At 63.6% G+C, this 16747-nt stretch carries 19 protein-coding genes and 2 tRNA genes; 3 read left to right on the top strand and 18 right to left on the bottom strand.

From position 1 onward, the window contains the following. Positions 1-19: 19 nt before the first annotated feature. Together RAM80_RS10330 and RAM80_RS10335 are read left to right on the top strand one after the other, a co-directional pair. The gene (locus RAM80_RS10330; protein ID WP_416426283.1) at positions 20-832 is read left to right on the top strand and encodes a glycosyltransferase family 2 protein; all 813 of its coding nucleotides are present in this window, start codon (positions 20-22) and stop codon (positions 830-832) included. A gap of 103 nt (positions 833-935) precedes the next feature. Continuing rightward, positions 936-2009, top strand: a complete 1074-nt coding sequence (locus tag RAM80_RS10335; protein ID WP_416426284.1) for a hypothetical protein — start codon at positions 936-938, stop codon at positions 2007-2009. 6 nt (positions 2010-2015) lie between these two features. On the opposite strand, the gene RAM80_RS10340 is transcribed toward RAM80_RS10335, so the two are convergent. The 3 genes from RAM80_RS10340 to RAM80_RS10350 are packed head-to-tail and all read right to left on the bottom strand — an operon-like array spanning position 2016 to position 4884. Next, positions 2016-2897, bottom strand: coding sequence for a DMT family transporter (locus RAM80_RS10340; protein ID WP_416426285.1), 882 nt, complete (start codon positions 2895-2897; stop codon positions 2016-2018). Between the two features lie 2 nt (positions 2898-2899). Continuing rightward, the gene (locus RAM80_RS10345; RefSeq protein ID WP_416426286.1) at positions 2900-3649 is read right to left on the bottom strand and encodes a 2OG-Fe dioxygenase family protein; all 750 of its coding nucleotides are present in this window, start codon (positions 3647-3649) and stop codon (positions 2900-2902) included. After that, on the bottom strand, positions 3646-4884 hold the full coding sequence (locus RAM80_RS10350) for an argininosuccinate synthase-related protein (protein ID WP_416426287.1): 1239 nt from the start codon (positions 4882-4884) through the stop codon (positions 3646-3648). Before RAM80_RS10350 ends, RAM80_RS10345 begins: the two co-directional genes overlap by 4 nt. 145 nt (positions 4885-5029) lie before the next feature. Here RAM80_RS10350 and RAM80_RS10355 point away from each other — a divergent pair, with 145 nt between their 5' ends. After that, entirely contained in the window at positions 5030-5923 is an 894-nt protein-coding gene (locus RAM80_RS10355) for a LysR family transcriptional regulator (RefSeq protein WP_416426288.1), read from the top strand. A 76-nt stretch (positions 5924-5999) separates the two neighbouring features. Here RAM80_RS10355 and RAM80_RS10360 read toward each other — a convergent pair. From RAM80_RS10360 to RAM80_RS10430, 15 genes are all read right to left on the bottom strand, one after another. Further along, a tRNA-Lys gene (locus RAM80_RS10360) sits at positions 6000-6075 on the bottom strand. A gap of 136 nt (positions 6076-6211) precedes the next feature. Beyond that, positions 6212-6287 (bottom strand) — tRNA-Lys (locus RAM80_RS10365). Between the two features lie 64 nt (positions 6288-6351). Beyond that, a complete protein-coding gene (gene queC / locus RAM80_RS10370; RefSeq protein WP_027978755.1) occupies positions 6352-7026 on the bottom strand; it encodes a 7-cyano-7-deazaguanine synthase QueC in 675 nt (224 codons plus the stop codon). Positions 7027-7131: 105 nt separating this feature from the next. Next, on the bottom strand, positions 7132-7779 hold the full coding sequence (queE, locus tag RAM80_RS10375; protein WP_416426289.1) for a 7-carboxy-7-deazaguanine synthase QueE: 648 nt from the start codon (positions 7777-7779) through the stop codon (positions 7132-7134). A 163-nt stretch (positions 7780-7942) separates the two neighbouring features. After that, positions 7943-8767 carry a tol-pal system protein YbgF gene (gene ybgF / locus RAM80_RS10380; protein WP_416426291.1) on the bottom strand — a complete coding sequence of 275 codons (825 nt, stop codon included), beginning with the start codon at positions 8765-8767 and terminating at the stop codon, positions 7943-7945. 6 nt (positions 8768-8773) lie between these two features. Then, positions 8774-9271 carry a peptidoglycan-associated lipoprotein Pal gene (gene pal / locus RAM80_RS10385; protein ID WP_027978757.1) on the bottom strand — a complete coding sequence of 166 codons (498 nt, stop codon included), beginning with the start codon at positions 9269-9271 and terminating at the stop codon, positions 8774-8776. A gap of 52 nt (positions 9272-9323) precedes the next feature. Beyond that, positions 9324-10625, bottom strand: coding sequence for a Tol-Pal system beta propeller repeat protein TolB (tolB, locus tag RAM80_RS10390; protein WP_416426292.1), 1302 nt, complete (start codon positions 10623-10625; stop codon positions 9324-9326). Further along, positions 10622-11710, bottom strand: coding sequence for a cell envelope integrity protein TolA (gene tolA / locus RAM80_RS10395; protein WP_416427449.1), 1089 nt, complete (start codon positions 11708-11710; stop codon positions 10622-10624). The genes tolB and tolA overlap by 4 nt, the downstream gene beginning before the upstream one ends. Further along, on the bottom strand, positions 11707-12159 hold the full coding sequence (gene tolR, locus RAM80_RS10400) for a protein TolR (protein ID WP_008366529.1): 453 nt from the start codon (positions 12157-12159) through the stop codon (positions 11707-11709). The genes tolA and tolR overlap by 4 nt, the downstream gene beginning before the upstream one ends. 14 nt (positions 12160-12173) lie before the next feature. Then, positions 12174-12869 carry a protein TolQ gene (gene tolQ, locus RAM80_RS10405; protein WP_027978760.1) on the bottom strand — a complete coding sequence of 232 codons (696 nt, stop codon included), beginning with the start codon at positions 12867-12869 and terminating at the stop codon, positions 12174-12176. Between the two features lie 2 nt (positions 12870-12871). Next, positions 12872-13327, bottom strand: coding sequence for a tol-pal system-associated acyl-CoA thioesterase (ybgC, locus tag RAM80_RS10410; RefSeq protein ID WP_416426293.1), 456 nt, complete (start codon positions 13325-13327; stop codon positions 12872-12874). A gap of 136 nt (positions 13328-13463) precedes the next feature. Further along, the gene (ruvB, locus tag RAM80_RS10415; RefSeq protein ID WP_416426295.1) at positions 13464-14522 is read right to left on the bottom strand and encodes a Holliday junction branch migration DNA helicase RuvB; all 1059 of its coding nucleotides are present in this window, start codon (positions 14520-14522) and stop codon (positions 13464-13466) included. After that, a complete protein-coding gene (gene ruvA, locus RAM80_RS10420) occupies positions 14523-15131 on the bottom strand; it encodes a Holliday junction branch migration protein RuvA (protein ID WP_416426296.1) in 609 nt (202 codons plus the stop codon). It lies immediately after the preceding gene. A gap of 96 nt (positions 15132-15227) precedes the next feature. Next, positions 15228-15752: a crossover junction endodeoxyribonuclease RuvC gene (gene ruvC / locus RAM80_RS10425; protein ID WP_416426297.1), complete on the bottom strand. Its 525-nt coding sequence runs from the start codon at positions 15750-15752 to the stop codon at positions 15228-15230. Positions 15753-15861: 109 nt separating this feature from the next. Beyond that, a complete protein-coding gene (locus tag RAM80_RS10430) occupies positions 15862-16608 on the bottom strand; it encodes a YebC/PmpR family DNA-binding transcriptional regulator (RefSeq protein ID WP_416426299.1) in 747 nt (248 codons plus the stop codon). Positions 16609-16747: the final 139 nt, after the last annotated feature.

The raw sequence follows: 16747 nt of genomic DNA on the forward strand, positions 1-16747 counted from the left end.
CGTACAGGAGATCCACCCCATGAGTTCAGCTGAACTGATCCCCGCCGACCTGGCACCGCGGCAGGTGCCGCGCTTCGACACGCCGCTGTGGCTGGGGCGCCAGCACGCCTGGTGCGTGGTGATCCCGGTGATCAACGAAGGCCCACGGATTCGGCGGCTGCTGGAGCGCATGGCCAACCTGGCCCTGGATCGCCTGGCCGACATCATCATCGTCGACGGTGGCAGCCAGGATGGTTCGCTGCCGCCAGGCCTGCTGCAGGCCACGCGGGTGCGCGGGCTGCTGGTCAAGACCGGGCCCGGCCAGCTCAGCGCCCAGTTGCGCTGCGCCTACGCCTTCGCCCTGGACCAGGGCTACGAGGGCGTGGTGACCATCGATGGCAACGACAAGGACGACCCCCAGGCCATTCCCGACTTCATCCAGGCCTTGCGCCACGGCGCGGATTTCGTCCAGGCGTCGCGCTTCATCGCCGGGGGCGTGGCCGAGAACACCCCGGCCGCGCGGGACCTGGCCATCCGCTTCATCCATGCGCCGCTGCTCAGCTGGGCCTCGGGCTTCGCCTGGACCGACACCACCCAGGGTTTCCGGGCCTATAGCCGGCAGCTGTTGAGCGACCCCAGGGTAGCGGTCTTTCGCGATGTGTTCATGACCTACGAACTGCTGGCGTACCTGTCCTACAAGGCGCCGCGCCTGGGCTACAGCTGCATCGAACTACCCACGGTGCGCCGTTACCCCAAGGGCGAGGTGCCGACCAAGATCAGCAGCGTGCGCGGCAACCTGGCCGTGCTGGCGGTGCTGGTACGCGCCTGCCTGGGGCGCTACGACCCAACGTAACGCCGCCCCCGTACAGGTCGCGTAACGGCGCCCCCGGACGCGGCCTCGCGGCCGCTGCTACAGGTCGCGTGCCCAGACGCGGCCTGGCATGAGGAACTGCATCATGAACGCCTTCCTTCCGGCCCGCGCCTTCGCAGCGCCCGGGCTGCTGGCTTTGCTCTATCTGTGCCTGTGTTTCGCCCCGCTGGGCAGCGGCCTGCCGTTCTCGGTGGTCTCCCTGCGCCTGTGGGCGCTGGCGATCGCCGTGCTGCTGGCCGCCGCGCTGGGCCAACTGTTGGCGCCCTGGCGCGGCGCGCGCTGGTTGCTGGCCGTGGGCCTGGCAGGCCACTGCCTGGGCAGCCCGGTGCTGTTCCCCGAACTGACCTTCCACCTGCTGGCGCTGAGCAGCGGCCTGCTGTTGATACTGGCGGTTGCCGCCAGCCAGGCAGGCCGGCGGATCGAGGGCGGCCTGTGGCTGCTGAGCGCGTTGTTGTCCTGGCGCTACATGCAGCCACACAACCTGGCCGACACCGACGCCCTGGCCGCCGCCATGGGCGCCTATGGCCTGCCCCTGCTGGTGATTTCGCTGGCCGCCCACCTGGCGCTGCTGGCAGGTTTCGGCCAAGGCCTGGCGCGCAGCCTGAACCGCGCGTTCGTACTGGTCCTGTGCGTGCTGCTGTTCACCCACGCAACGGGCCTGTTGCCGTTAGGCAACCCCCGGCAATGGCTATGGCTGGCCGCAATGAGCCTGGTAATCGACGCCCTGGTAATCGCCGAACTGCTGGGGCAACCGGGGCGGCTGCCCAAACTGCTGGCCTGGACCCTGGCCGGGGTGCTGATGCTGCAAGGCTGGCCGTTCGCCGAGCACAGTGCCTACCGGCTGTCTCGCGCGCCCGGCGTGTATGAATGGCTGGCGAGCCTGCCGCCCAGCAATATCCTGGTGCAAGGCTGGGCCGCCGCGGCGGTGTCGCGCTACCGCGAGCTGGACCCGGCGCTGGCAAGGCATCGATTTTTCACCGACACCGCCGACCCGGGCCCCGCCAGCACCGCCTACCTGCTGGGCCCGCCCCTGGACCTGGCGCACAACCCCAGCGGCCTGGACGCGCCCTTGCAGCAACAGGTCGACCGCCACCGCTGCCGCTACACCTGGCAGGCGGCAATCACCGATGCCGGCGTGCTGCGCCTGTCATGTGGATGAGCCGGCTCAGGCCACTGCCGGCGCCTTGACGACTTTCTCCGGGCGCCCGCCTACCAGCGCAGCAATCAGGATCAGGCCACCACCACACCAGGCCAGCGGGGTCAGTTGCTCGTTGAGCCACAGCACCGCGAAGCAGGCCCCGAACAGCGGCTCGGAGCCCATCAGCAAGGACGCACGAGTGGGGCTGGCGTGTTGCAGCGCATAGTTCTGGGCGAAGAAGGCGAACAGCGTGCAGAACAGCACCAGGTACACCGTGGCCGTCCAGAACGACCATTCGGTGGGCAGCGCCGGCACGCCGCCGGTGGTCACCAACAGGATCAGCAGGCTGCCGAACCCCACCACCCCGACCTGCACCGCGGTCAGCGCCAGGGCTGGCACCTTGACGTTCTGCAGCAGGTACTTGGTGGAGCAGACCATGAACGCGCGCAGGACGGCCGCGACAATCATCAGCCAGTCGCCGGTGTTCATTTCCACCTGGGACGCGCCCGTCAGCATCATCGCCCCCACCACCGACAGGCACGCAATGCCAATGGCCTCGGCGCTGGGCCTGCGGCGGAACACCGCCCACTCCACCAGCGGCGTCAGCACCACGCACATGCTGATCAGGAAGGCCGCGTTGCTGGCGGTAGTCAGGTGCACGCCATAGGTCTCGCTGAGGAAGATACCCAGCAGGATGGTGCCCAGCGCCAACCCTGGCAGCAGCGCCGTTTTCAGGTGGCCGCGAAGCGCCGGCAACAGCAGCACGAAGGTCATGATGAAGCGCACGCACAGGAAGCCCATGACCGGGTAGAACACCAGGGCGCCCTTGGCCACGCCGTAGCTGGTGCCCCAGATGCAGGCCACCAGCAGCAGCATGATTTCGGCGATGCGCATTTTCGATAGAGACATGTTCAGCTCCCCTTGCGGGTAAAGGCAATGACCAGCGCGTCGCGATGGCCCTGGCGCCCGATTTCCAGGCTATTGATGGGGGACACTTCGTGCATGATCTGGTGGTCGTCACCCAGGATCATGTCCAGGCCGTTGGCCAGGGTTACTTCGCACAGCGTCTTGTTCAGCGGCGTGGACACCCGTGTCGTGCCGCCCGTGATACCCACCCGACGAATCAGCAGCATGACGATGTAGTCCACGCCGTCACGGTGGCGGCCCTCGGGCGTCGGCTTGCCCTGCTCCTCGTCATTGCTGACGATGCGATACGGGTGCAGGCGGATGTTCCAGTCGCAGGTGGTGCCTTCGGCGGCGTCGAAGATCCGCGCCATGCCGCTGAGCAAGGCGTTGAAGAACGGATGCTCGACCATGCCTTGTTCCAGCGGCAGGAAATGCCGCGCCACGCCGCCGTTGAGGGTATTGATGTACCTGGCCTGCTCGTAGGGTGCGTGGGGCAGCTTGTGCAGGCTGCCACCGTCCCTGAAGTCGAACTCGCTGTAGCGGCGGTAGCGGTAGGTGCCGCGGTCAGCCATGTACTCGTCCAGCACCAGGCCGTCCCAATAGCCGGCGAATTCGGCCCAGCTCTCGGCGTCGAGGTTGAAGTGCCGGGCCAGGCCGTCGCCGTCCCGGTACGCCCAGCCCTGCTTCTTGATGTCGTCGCTGATCGACTGCACGGCGGGCGCAGCTAGCTCGATGTCGGCACAGACGAGGCTCATGGGTGCACTCCTTCTGCCACGCTGGCGCCACGCAGCGGGCGGCGGCCATGCTGCTCGGCGAGGCTGCGGCTGCCGCGCTCCCGAGCAATGTCCTTTTCCCATTGGTCGCGGTCGGTCAGGTACAGCGCCGCAGGGGCCTTGATGGCAGCCAATTGCGCACTGCCCTCGCTGAGCTGCAGGGTGACCTTGCCAGTCACCGCGGTAGCCGTTTGCGCGATGAACGCGCTGGCCGCGCCATGCAAGGCGCCATACCAGCGACCCTCGATGGCCTCGCGCACCCACACCTGTTCGAGGCTGATCTTCTCGCGGATCAGCTCGGCGTCCAGCACCGCGGTTTCAAGGGTGCGATACGCCTGCAGCAGGATGGCCGCGGCAGGTGCCTCGCGTACTTCCAGCACCTTCTCGCCGCCTTCCAGGTGCTCAAGCCCGCTGTAGCGGCCAATCTGGAAACAGCCAGCCAGATGGTTGACCTGGTGGATCAGTTCGATCAGCGGCAGGATCTGCCCGTTCAAGGCAAACGGCCGGCCGCTGCGGAATTCGATTTCCAACTGGTCGACCTCACGGGGCTGGCGAGGACGAGTCCAGCGGTAGATGTCGGGCGAGACCTTGAAGTCTTCCGGGTTGTCCAGGCTGCCCGACTCGTATTCGCGCACCCACAGGTTGGCGTCGCCGCTCATGCCCCGGGCTTGAAAGCCGCTCAGGCCGGCCTCGCTCAGTTGCGCCACCTTTTCCTGGCGGCTCAGCGCCGAATATTCGTACGGGCTGCCGGTAAACCCGGTGTAGCCCAACTGCTTGATGGCACCGTTGAGGCGGCGCAGGCTGTTCTGCGACTGGTTGGCGGTGTGCAGCAGTGCCCCGCAGCCCAGCTTGTGCGCGGTCTCCACCGCGAAGCGGGCAATGATCGGACGTGACAGCGACGAGCTGACCGGGTACATGCCCAGGTACTGCGCCTGGGCCTGGATGGCCGGCAACACTGCCTGTTCGACGAACGCAGAGCGGCCATCGACCACCATCAGCGTGGCCCCGAAGAAATTTGTGATGCGTTCCAGTTCCGCGTAATCTGCCCCTTCATCCAGATCCACTGCCAGTGCAGTGACCTTGCAGTCCAGTTTCGACAGGTGGTACAGCAGGTAGCTGCTGTCCAGGCCACCGCTGAACAGGGTCAGCACATGGGGCGTGCGCTCGGCGATAAACGCCAGGTCGTCCAGGCTTCGAACATCCATTTCTCGGGTCATGCAGCGGGCTCTCCTTGGGCCAATCAGTGGGAATGCAGCGAGTGCCCCGGAATTATCGATGGCCCGGTGGCTGGCTATTAGCCCACCTTTGGGGACAACAGTTTTGCGCCACGAGAACGAATCAACCAATCGGCTGATGCCCTATATGTCGGTGTTTGTGAAGGTGGTTGAGCTGGGCAGTTTCTCTGCGGCGGCCGAACAGATAGGCCTGACGGCCTCGGCGGTAAGCCGGCAGATCGCGACTCTGGAAAGCGCACTCAGCGTCAAGCTGTTGGAACGCACCACCCGCAAGCTGCGCCTCACCGAGGTCGGCACCCAGGTGTTCGCCCGCTGCCAGGAGATGGTGGATTCGGCGCGCGCCGTGCAGGAAATAGCCGAGCGCTTTGTCAGCAGCCCCCAGGGGTTGATCAAGGTCAGCGCGCCCAAGGCGCTGGGCAAGATCATCATCAGTCCGTTGATTCCGCAATTCCTGCGCCTGTACCCACAAGTCGACGTGCAGTTGATGCTCAGCGACCAGCCCAGCGCCCTGATCAGCGACGACTTCGACCTGCTGATCCGCATCACCGACACCCCGCCCCTGGGCCTGGCAGCCCGGCCGCTGCTGGACGTGCATCACGTGCTGTGCGCCACCGAGCACTACCTGGCCCAGGCCGGCACGCCACAGCACCCCGACGACCTGGCGCGCCACAGTTGCATCTACCTGGGCGAAACCCCGAGCGACAACCGCTGGCAGCTGCGCCATGGGCCCAGCGGCGAAAAGGTCACGGTGAACGTCAAGGGCCGCTTCGTCAGCAACCACAGCGAGGTGCGCCTCAACGCGGTGCTGGCCAACCTGGGCGTGGGTTGCCTGCCGTACTTCACCGCTGCCCAGGCGCTGGCGAACCAGCAGATCGTGGAGGTGCTGAGCGACTGGCGCTACGAGACCACCTACCACGGCAGGGCCTGGATCCTGTACCCGCCCAACCGCTACCTGCCGCCCAAGTGCCGGGCGCTGATCGACTACCTGGCCGAGCACATCAGCCAGCCCTCGATGCCCTAGCCTGGCAGGGCAAAAAACCGGGACGAAAAAAAGCCGGATAGCACTGAGTGCTTTCCGGCTTTTTTCTTCTTGCATATGGTGGGTCGTGTGGGACTCGAACCTACGACCAATTGGTTAAAAGCCAACTGCTCTACCAACTGAGCTAACGACCCGCTGTGTTGGGGTGCGCATATTACTGGTTTATGGCGCGAATTCAAGTTTTTTTTCATTGATTGCCCCGCGACAAAATCGAGGACGAAAAAAAGCCGGAGAGCACTGGGTGCTTTCCGGCTTTTTTCTTCTTGCATATGGTGGGTCGTGTGGGACTCGAACCTACGACCAATTGGTTAAAAGCCAACTGCTCTACCAACTGAGCTAACGACCCGCTGTGTTGTGGTGCGTATAATACTGATTTATAACGAGAATTCAATACCTAATTTGAAAAAAGATCAAAAATATCTGGTTGGGTCGCTGACACCAGCCGCGGCGAAGCCTTCGGCGCGCAGGCGGCAGCTGTCACATTTCCCGCAGGCACGGCCTTGGTCATCCGCCTGGTAGCAGGAAACGGTCAGGCTGTAGTCCACGCCACGGGCAATACCGGCCTTGACGATATCGGCCTTGCTGAGGTTCTGCAGCGGCGCCTGAATGGTGAAGCCCTGCCCTTCCACGCCAGCCTTGGTGGCCAGGTTGGCCATGCGCTCGAACGCTTCGACGAACTCGGGACGGCAGTCCGGGTAGCCGGAATAGTCCACGGCGTTGACGCCGATGAAGATGTCACGGGCACCCAGCACTTCCGCCCAGCCCAGGGCCAGGGACAGGAACACGGTGTTGCGCGCCGGCACGTAGGTGACAGGAATGCCTTCGGTGGGCGCCTCGGGCACGTCGATGCTGCTGTCGGTCAAGGCCGAGCCACCAATGCCATTGAGGTTCAGGCCGATGACCTTGTGCTCCACTGCACCCAGGTCCTTGGCGACGCGCGCAGCGGCGTCCAGCTCGGCGCGGTGGCGCTGGCCGTAGTCAAAGCTCATGGTGTAGACGCTGTAGCCCTCGGCCTTGGCCATGGCGACGACAGTGGCCGAGTCCAGGCCGCCGGAGAGCAGGATTACCGCTTTTTTGTCAGTCATGTCTGGTGTCCTTGAAGAAAATCGACCTGTAGCAGCGGCCCCCAGGCCGCGTCACAGGCGCCGCGGTGCGGCCTGACGCGGCCTGACGGCCGCTGCTACGGGACCTTAGCGGCCGGGTTCGTCGTTCCACAGCAGTTTATGCAGTTGCACCTGGAAGCGTACCGGCAGGTTGTCGGCGACAATCCAGTCGGCAAGGTCGGTGGCGTTCAACTGGCCCTTGCTCGGCGAGAACAGTACATCGCTGACGCGACGGTCGAGGCCATACTGGATCAGCTTGGAGACCGCCCAATCGTAGTCGTCCCGCGAGCAGATCACGAACTTGACCTGGTCATTGGGGGTCAGCAGTTCGATGTTCTCGTAGCGGTTGCGGTGCGACTCTTCCGACGCCGGGGTCTTGAGGTCCAGCACGCGGCTGGCGCGGGTGTCGACCTTGGAGATATCCAGGGCGCCGCTGGTTTCCACCGACACTTCATAGCCGGCATCGCACAGCTGCGCGATCAGGGGAATGGCGTTGGGCTGGGCCAGCGGTTCGCCGCCGGTGACACAGACGTAGCGCGGCTTGAAGCCGGCCACCTGCTCCATCAGCGAATCGAGGGTGCGAATGGTGCCGCCGGTGAAGGCGTAGGCGCTGTCACAGTACTGGCAGCGCAGGGGGCAGCCGGTCAGGCGCACGAAAACCGTGGGCAGGCCCGCCGTACGAGTCTCCCCCTGCAGCGAGTAGAAGACTTCGGTAATGCGTAGTGTGTCTTGCATAGGGTCCACGGGCGTGACAGCTAAACAGGCTGACCGCCTCCGTTGGGCACTTCGATGAACCCGCAAACGCGTAGTCCAGGGAAGCGTGTTCGAATAAAAGGGCAACAATTCTAACGAAAAAACCCGCGGCAAGCGCGGGTTTCTTCACGTTGGCAGTGCCAGCTTACATTTTCTGCAGGTCGCGCTGGGCCAATTGCGCAGCGGAAGTACCAGGGTACTGGCTGACAACCTGCTGAAGGATGCCCTTGACCCGGTCGGTATGACCCAGGCGGCGCTCGACATCGGCCAGTTTGTACAGCGAATCAGGCACCTTGGCGTGCTTCGGGTACAGCTGGCTGACCTTGGCGAAGGCCTGGCCGGCGCCTTGCAGGTCACCCTTGGCCAGGTTCACCTCACCCAGCCAGTACTGGGCGTTGCCTGCGTACTGGCTGTTGGGGTATTTGCGCAGGAAGGCGGCGAACGCCAGGCTGGCCTTGTCGAAGTCCTTGGCCTTGATCAGGTCGAAGGCGGCATCGTAGTACAACTTTTCTTTTGCCGGGTCACCCGGCTCGGTGCTTGCGGCAGGCGCCTGGGCGGCTGACGGAGGTACCGGCGAACCAGCGGCGTTGATATCGCCACCGGCTGGAGAATTCTCGGAAGGTGCGGCGGCTGCAGGTGCAGTGCCGGTTCCAATGCGACGATCGAGATCCTGATAACGCTCCAGGCTCTGCTGTTTCAGCTGCTGGATATCGTTTTGCTGGACTTCGACCTGTCCGCGCAGACGCGCGATGTCTTCCTGCATTTGTTGCAGCTGCATGAACAGCTGGCCCTGCGCGGAAACCGGGGCTTGCGCCCCGGCATCAGCGTAGGCGCCGCTCGTGCCATAACCCGATGGCGGAGTACTGCTGGTACCGTTGGTACCATCACCATCAACCACAGGAACCTCTGCCCAGGCCACGAGTGGCAGGGCAAGAGCCAGAATAGTTACAGCACGGCGGCACGTTCGCATATCGAATTACTTACGCAGTTCGACGCGACGGTTCTGAGCCCACGACTGCTCGTCGTTGCCAGTTGCAACTGGACGCTCTTCGCCGTACGAAACGATTTCCAGCTGAGCTGGCGAAACGCCTTGCAGGACCAGGTAGCGTTGAACGGCTTTCGCACGACGCTCGCCCAGAGCCATGTTGTACTCGCGGGTACCGCGTTCGTCGGTGTTGCCTTCCAGTACGACGTGAGCGCCATTGGCTTTCAGGTCTTTAGCGTGGACGTCCAGAGCGCGCATGGCTTCTGGTTTCAGGTCCGAGCTGTCGTATTCGAAGTAGAAGGTGGTGATTGCGCGCAGAGCAGCTTCTTCGCTCAGGGAGCCATCAACGGCACCGGTGTTTGCGCCGTAACCAGCGTTAGGGTCAACAGCTGCTTGACCAGCGTTGTCGCCGCCTTTCGAAGAGCAACCTACAGCTACGGCCATGGCCAGAGCCAGCGCAGCAAACTTACCAAACTTCAGCATTTCCATCGTGAAACTCCTAATGAACCCCAATGTGTTAAGTAAAACGTGTAGCGCCGCGTCAGTTCAGGTAAGGGGACCAGGACGGTTCTCTGACTTCGCCTTGAGCGGTAGGAAGCGGGAGCCTCACGCGGCCGTTTAGCGACACGAGCATCAAGACTCCCCGGCCCTGCTGGCGGGTGGCGTAGATTACCATGGTGCCGTTGGGCGCAACAGTAGGCGACTCATCAAGACTTGAATCTGTGAGGATCTTTACAGTTCCGCGTTCCAGGTCCTGCGAGGCCACCTTGAAGTTGGTGAAACCATCCTGACGGTGGATCATCACCAGGGTCTTTTCATCAGCCGACAGTTTCGGGTTGGCGTTGTAGTTGCCGATGAAGGTCACGCGAGTTGCACCACCACCGCCCAGCGACTGTTTGTAGATCTGTGGCTTGCCACCACGGTCGGAGGTGAAGTAGATGGTCGAGCCATCCTTGCCCCAGAACGGTTCGGTGTCGATGGCCGGATCATTGGTCAGGCGGGTGAGGTTACGCGAGGCCAGGTCCATCACGTAGATCTCCGGGTTGCCGTCCTTGGACAGCACGAACGCCAGCTTGCTGCCGTCAGGCGAGAACGCCGGGGCACCGTTGAGGCCTTCGAAGTTGGTGATCTGCTGGCGGGCACCGGTGTCGACGTTCTGCACGAAGATGCGCGGACGCTTCTGTTCGAACGACACGTAGGCAATGCGCTTGGCATCCGGGGCGTAGCGTGGCGACAGGATCGGCTCGCGCGATTGCAGCAGGGTCACGGCGCGGGCGCCGTCGTAGTCCGAGCGCTGCAGGGTGTAGCGGGTGCTGTTGGTGCTGAAGCGTTCGGCCGTTACATAAAGAAGGCGAGTGGAGAACGCGCCCTTCACGCCGGTCAGCTTCTCGAACGACTGGTCGGAGATGTAGTGGGCCATGTCGCGCAGTTGGTCCACGCTACCCGACACGCTGCCGGTCAGCACGGGCTGCTGGCTGCTGACGTTGAGCAGTGCATACGACACCTGCAGGCGGCCGCCCGCGGGCACGATGCTGCCGACCATCACGTACTGGGCGCCCAGGGCCTGCCAGTCGCGCCATACCACTTCGCTTGGCTGCGACGGGGTGCTGATCATGTTCTGCTTGTCGATCGGCGAGTAGTAACCCGAGTTGCGCAGGTCGTTGGCGATGATCTGGCCCATGTCCTCGGGCAGCACGGAGCCGCCCTGGAAGCCGAACGGCACGACGGCGATCGGGGTGGCCCGGTCGCTGCCGCTGGTGACCAGAATGTTCTTTTCATCTGCCTGGGCAACGGCTGCGACGCAGCACAGTGCAACCAGCAGTCCTCGAAGAAGGTTAATCACAAGGCAAGGTCCTCAGGGGTGAATGTCATCTTGAAATTGCGGTAAGGGTTGAAATCACTGGGTTTCAGGCCCTGCATTTCGGTCAAACGACCAATGTTCTTGACCGCTGCCACTGCCGACGCATCGAACGGACCGTCACCGCTGGACTTGGCCACGGTCACGTTGGTCACGGTGCCGTCAGGCAACATGTTGATCTGCAGCACGACCGTCATGTTCTTGCGCGCGGAGGGCGGACGGGTCCAGCCTTCGGCGGCACGGGAACGGATCAGGTCATCGAAGTTGCCGGCGGTCTGGTCGCCCTGCTCGTCCGCCAACGCCTGCTGACGCTGCGGCGTATCGGACAACAGGTCGGCCAAGGCCTGCGCCTTCTTGTCTTCAGCGGCCTTGCGGGCTGCTGCCTGGGCCTTCTTCTTGGCGTCGTCGGCCGCAGCCTTCTTCGCATCCTCGGCGGCTTTCTTCTTCGCCTCTTGCGCAGTTTCGGCGGCTTTCTTGGCGTCGTCAGCGGCTTTCTTCTTGGCGTCCTCGGCGGCTTTCTTCGCAGCCTCGGCAGCCTTCTTCGCGTCTTCCTCGGCCTTTTCCTTCGCCGCTTCCTCGGCTTTCTTCTTGGCTATGTCGGCCTGCTCGGCTTTCTTGGCTTCAGCAGCTTTCTTGGCGTCGTCGGCTTTCTTGGCAGCGTCCGCCGCGGCCGCCTTGGCCTCGTCGGCAGCAGCCTTCTTGGCGTCATCGGCCTTCTTGGCTTCCTGGGCCTTTTGAGCGGCTTCTTCCTGCTTTTGTTCCGCGGCCTTCTCAGCTTGCTCCTGCTTCTCCTGCTCGACCTTCTTCTGCTCCATCTGCTCGACTTCGGTCTGCTTGGCAGCCGACTTCTTGGCCTCCCCGGCAATCTTCTGATTGGTCTGGGTGGTGGCCTGGCTCTTGGACTTCAGCTGATACAGCGTAGCCTGAACGATGGGCCTGGCAGGGGGCAGATCCGGGGTCATGGCGAAGCTTACGAACAGCATGCCAAAAATCAGGATATGCAGGGCAATGGCCCAGACACTGGGCCAGAAATAGCTTTCCGAGGCGGAGGGCTCTCGTTGTCGCATCAGGGCGCCTCGGTAATCAGGCCAACGTTACCGACACCCGCCTTCTGCAACCCACCCATGGCGCCCATCACGGCGCCGTAGTCCACGGACTTGTCGCCGCGGATGAACACCTGGGTGCGCTTGCCGCCTTCGTTGCCGGCGCGAATGATCTTGGTGACGGCGTCGGTCATGGCAGGCAGGGTCATCGCCTTGTCCTGCACCTTGTCGGCGTCGACTTCGCTGCCAAGGTTCCAGTAGTAGGTCTTGTCGGCCTTGATCGAAATGGTCAGGACCTGGGTGTTGTTGTCCTGCGGCAAGGCTTCGCTGGAAACCTTGGGCAGGTCAACCTTCACGCCCTGGTTGAGCATCGGTGCGGTGACCATGAAGATAACCAGCAGTACCAACATCACGTCGATGTAGGGCACCACGTTCATCTCGGCGACCGGCTTGCGTTTCTGGCGAACTCGGGCCATGGGTAATTACCTGCTCACTCTTCGCTGGTGTGCACTTTACGGTGCAGGATGGCCTGGAACTCGTCAGCGAACGTGTAGTAACGGCTGATCAAGGTTTCGCTGCGGGCGGCGAAGCGGTTGTAGGCGATAACCGCCGGAATGGCCGCGAACAGGCCGATGGCGGTGGCCACCAGGGCTTCGGAAATACCTGGGGCAACGGTGGCCAGGGTGGCCTGCTGGGCGCCAGCCAGGCCGCGGAAGGAGTTCATGATGCCCCACACGGTGCCGAACAGGCCGATGTAGGGGCTGACCGAACCCACGGTGGCCAGGAACGGCAGGGTCTGCTCGAGCTTTTCTTCCTCGCGGGAGATGGCCACGCGCATGGCACGGCCGACGCCGTCCATCACGGCGTCAGGGTCGACGCCGGGCTGCTGGCGCAGGCGCGAGAACTCCTTGAAGCCGGCGCGGAAGACCTGCTCCACACCCGAATCCGGGTCCGGGTTGCTGCCCGCCTGGCGGTACAGCTTGGACAGGTCGATGCCCGACCAGAAACGCTCCTCGAAGGTGTCCAGGGCCCGGCGGCCGGCACGAATCAGTGCGCTGCGCTGGAAAATCATGACCCATGAAGTGACCGATGCGGCTACCAGAATCAGCATCACCAGCTGTACAACCACGCTGGCATTGCTGACCAGGCTCCACATGGAGGTATGGTCGACGACGTTAGCTTCCACGCTTAATCTCCTGCTTTTGAGTGTGTACCCGGGCCGTCTGCCGCGGCGAAGGCCGCGCGCAGAGCTTCGGGAATGGCCCGGGGTTTGAAAGTATCGGCGCGCACGCAGGCCACCAAAAACTGCCCTTCGCAGAGCAGCGTCATATCCGCTGCGCGCCAGACCTGCTGCTTGAAGCGCAGGCTGGCACGGTTCAATTCAATTACTTGCGCAGTGACGAGCAACTCGTCGTCCAGGCGGGCCGGCACCAGGTAGCGCGCCTCGCTGGAATGCACCACGAACAGCAGGTTCTCGCGTGCCAGAACCGACTGCACGTACCCCAGCCCACGCAGCCTTTCGGTGCGTGCCCGCTCCATGAACTTGAGATAGTTGACGTAATAAACGACGCCGCCCGCATCGGTGTCCTCGTAATAGACGCGACAGCGATGTGCGAACGACTCAACCCCATTTTGCGCGCGCATACTCTAGTGCTTACTCCTCAGGTTGCCAATCCGGCCAGGCAACTGTTTTTTCATCGTTTTTGCGCCGTTCAGGTAGGGCAAAACACTGCTCGCACCCTAGGACCGCAAAAACTCCAATTAAATCGCCACCATGGCGTTATTCGTCAGCCGGATCGACGAACTGCTCGCTGGCCGGCATTTCACCCAGGCGGTTGGGAATGTTCAGGCCGAAATGCAGGTACGCATGACGGGTGACCACCCGGCCGCGCGGGGTGCGCATGATGTAGCCCTGCTGGATCAGGTACGGCTCCAGCACGTCCTCGATGGTGTGGCGCTCCTCGCTGATGGCCGCGGCCAGGCTGTCGACGCCCACCGGGCCACCGTCGAACTTCTCGATCATGGTCAGCAATAGACGCCGGTCCTGGTGGTCGAAGCCACGTTCGTCGACGTCCAGCAGGTTCAGCGCCAGGTCGGCGATGGGCTTGGTGATATGGCCCTTGCCCCGCACCTCGGCGAAGTCGCGCACGCGGCGCAGCAGGCGGTTGGCGATACGCGGGGTGCCGCGGGCACGACGGGCGATTTCGAAGGCGCCCTCGTCTTCCACCGGCAGGCCGAGGATATTGCCCGAGCGGCTGACGATGGTGGCCAGGTCCGCGGTGCTGTAGAACTCCAGGCGCTGGACGATGCCGAAGCGGTCGCGCAGCGGGTTGGTGAGCATGCCGGCGCGAGTGGTTGCACCCACGAGGGTGAACGGCGGCAGGTCGAGCTTGATGGAGCGCGCCGCCGGCCCTTCGCCGATCATGATGTCCAGCTGGAAGTCCTCCATGGCCGGGTACAGCACTTCCTCGACGATGGGCGACAGGCGATGGATTTCATCGATGAACAGCACGTCGTGCGGTTCGAGGTTGGTGAGCAGCGCGGCCAGGTCACCGGGGCGCTCGAGCACCGGGCCCGAGGTGCTCTTGATCGACACGCCCATTTCCTGGGCAATGATGTTCGCCAGGGTGGTCTTGCCCAGGCCCGGCGGCCCGAAGATCAGGGTGTGGTCCAGGGACTCGTTGCGCCCGCGGGCGGCCTGGATGAACAGTTCCATCTGCTCGCGCACGGTAGGCTGGCCGATGTAGTCGGCCAGGCTGAGCGGGCGAATGGCCCGGTCCTGCTGTTCTTCCCGGTCGCGGCCACTGGTGGCGGCAATCAGGCGGTCGGCTTCGATCACTTAAATCATTCCCTTCAGGGCGTGGCGGATCAGCTCTTCGCTGCTCAGGCCTTTGGTCTTGATGGCGGCAACGGCCTTGCTGGCCTCCTGGGGCTTGTAGCCCAGGGAGATCAGCGCGCTCACGGCGTCGCTCTCGGCACTTGGCACCGGCGCCGCGGTATTAGGCCCGGTAGGCATCAGTTCGAACATCGCCGGCGCGGTTTCCCAGGCCTTGAAGCGGTCCTTGAGCTCGACCAGCAGGCGTTCGGCGGTTTTCTTGCCCACGCCCGGCACCTTGGTCAGCGCCGACGCATCCTGGGCCTGCACGCAACGCACCAGCTCATCCACGTCCAGGCTCGACATCAGCGCCAGGGCCAGCTTGGGGCCCACGCCGTTGAGGCGGATCAGCTCGCGAAACAGCTCGCGCTCGCGCTTCTCGAAGAAGCCGTAGAGTAACTGAGCATCCTCGCGCACCACCAGATGGGTATGCAAAGTCACCGCTTGCCCGACCGGCGGCAGGCGATACAGCGTGGTCATCGGCACCTCCAGCTCGTAGCCCAGGCCGTTGACGTCGAGAATCAGGTGCGGCGGCTGCTTTTCCGCCAGGGTGCCGCGCAAGCGTCCAATCACGTTTCAATCCTATGTTCGATACCAGGCAAGCAATGCTCGCCATCATTGCAGGCCCGGCGGGCCATGCAAGTCAAAAATCTTCAGCAGATGATGCTATCAGAGCCGCAGGCGCCCACCGCGGCTGCGGGCGGTGCCCAGGCCGTGGGGAATCAGGCTGGAACGGGTATGCGCGTGGGTCAGGGCAATGGCCAGGGCGTCGGAGGCGTCGATCTGCGGCTTGGCCACCAGTTTCAGCAGGTGCATGACCATCATCTGCACCTGTTCCTTGTTGGCGCCGCCAGTGCCGGCCACGGCTTGCTTGACCTGGGTGGCGGTGTACTCGGCCACTTCCAGGCCCTCCTCCATGGCCGCGACGATGGCGGCGCCACGGGCCTGGCCCAACTTCAGGGCGGAGTCGGCGTTGCGCGCCATGAACACCTTCTCGATGCCCATGGTCACCGGCCCGTAGGTCTGGATAACCTCGCGCACGCCACGGAAGACGATCTGCAGGCGCTCCTGCAGTTCGCCGCTGCCGGTGCGGATGCAGCCCGAAGCCACGTACTCGCACCCGCGCCCGGTGTCGCGCACCACGCCGTAGCCGGTAATGCGCGAACCGGGGTCGATACCAAGAATTAACGTCATAAAGCCTGCAGCTCGAAGGGTGCCGAAAAAGCAGAAACCGGAGCGGCAAAGTCGCGTTGTTCAACGCGATTCTGCTGCTCCGGCCTCAAGAGTAGAACGTGGCGCGGGATCAGCCGAGCTTTTCCATTACCTCGTCCGGGATCTGCGCGTTGGAATAGACGTTCTGTACGTCATCCAGGTCTTCGAGCATGTCGATCAGCTTGATGACCTTTTCCGCGCCATCCAGGTCCAGCTCGGCGCTGGTGCTCGGCACCATGACGATCTCGGCGTCGGTGGACTTGAAGCCCGCCGCTTCGAGGGCGTTGCGCACTGCGTAGAAGCTGGCGAACGAGGTGAACACGTCCATGGAGCCGTCTTCGTGGGTGGTCACGTCGTCGGCGTCGGCTTCCATCGCCGCTTCCATCAGCGCGTCTTCGTCGGTGCCGGTGGCAAAGCTGATCTGGCCCTTGCGCTCGAACAGGTAGGCCACCGAACCGTCGGTGCCCAGGTTGCCGCCCGACTTGCTGAACGCATGGCGCACGGCTGCCGCGGTGCGATTGCGGTTGTCGGTCATGCACTCGACCATCACCGCCACGCCGCCCGGGCCGTAGCCTTCGTAGGTCAGCTCGACCACGTCGTCGCTGGCCGCGGCGCCCGTGCCGCGCGCTACCGCGCGGTCAATGATGTCGCGGCTCATGTTGGCGCCCAGGGCCTTGTCCAGGGCCAGGCGCAGGCGTGGGTTGGAGCCCGGATCGCCGCCACCCTGACGGGCAGCGACGGTCAGCTCACGAATCCACTTGGTGAAGATCTTGCCTCTCTTGGCATCCTGACGCTCTTTGCGGTGCTTGATGTTCGCCCACTTGGAATGGCCAGCCATAACAACTCCGAAATTCTTTTTTCAAAACACCTGGAGGTGTTTTTTGTGGGAGCTGGCTTGCCAGCGAGCTTTTTGGAAAGCCCTGAAAACTCGCTGGCAAGCCAGCTCCCACAGGAACAGTGCCCCACTTTGGATGGGG

The organism is Pseudomonas sp. App30 (genome assembly GCF_047947025.1).
Taxonomy (GTDB): Bacteria; Pseudomonadota; Gammaproteobacteria; order Pseudomonadales; family Pseudomonadaceae; genus Aquipseudomonas.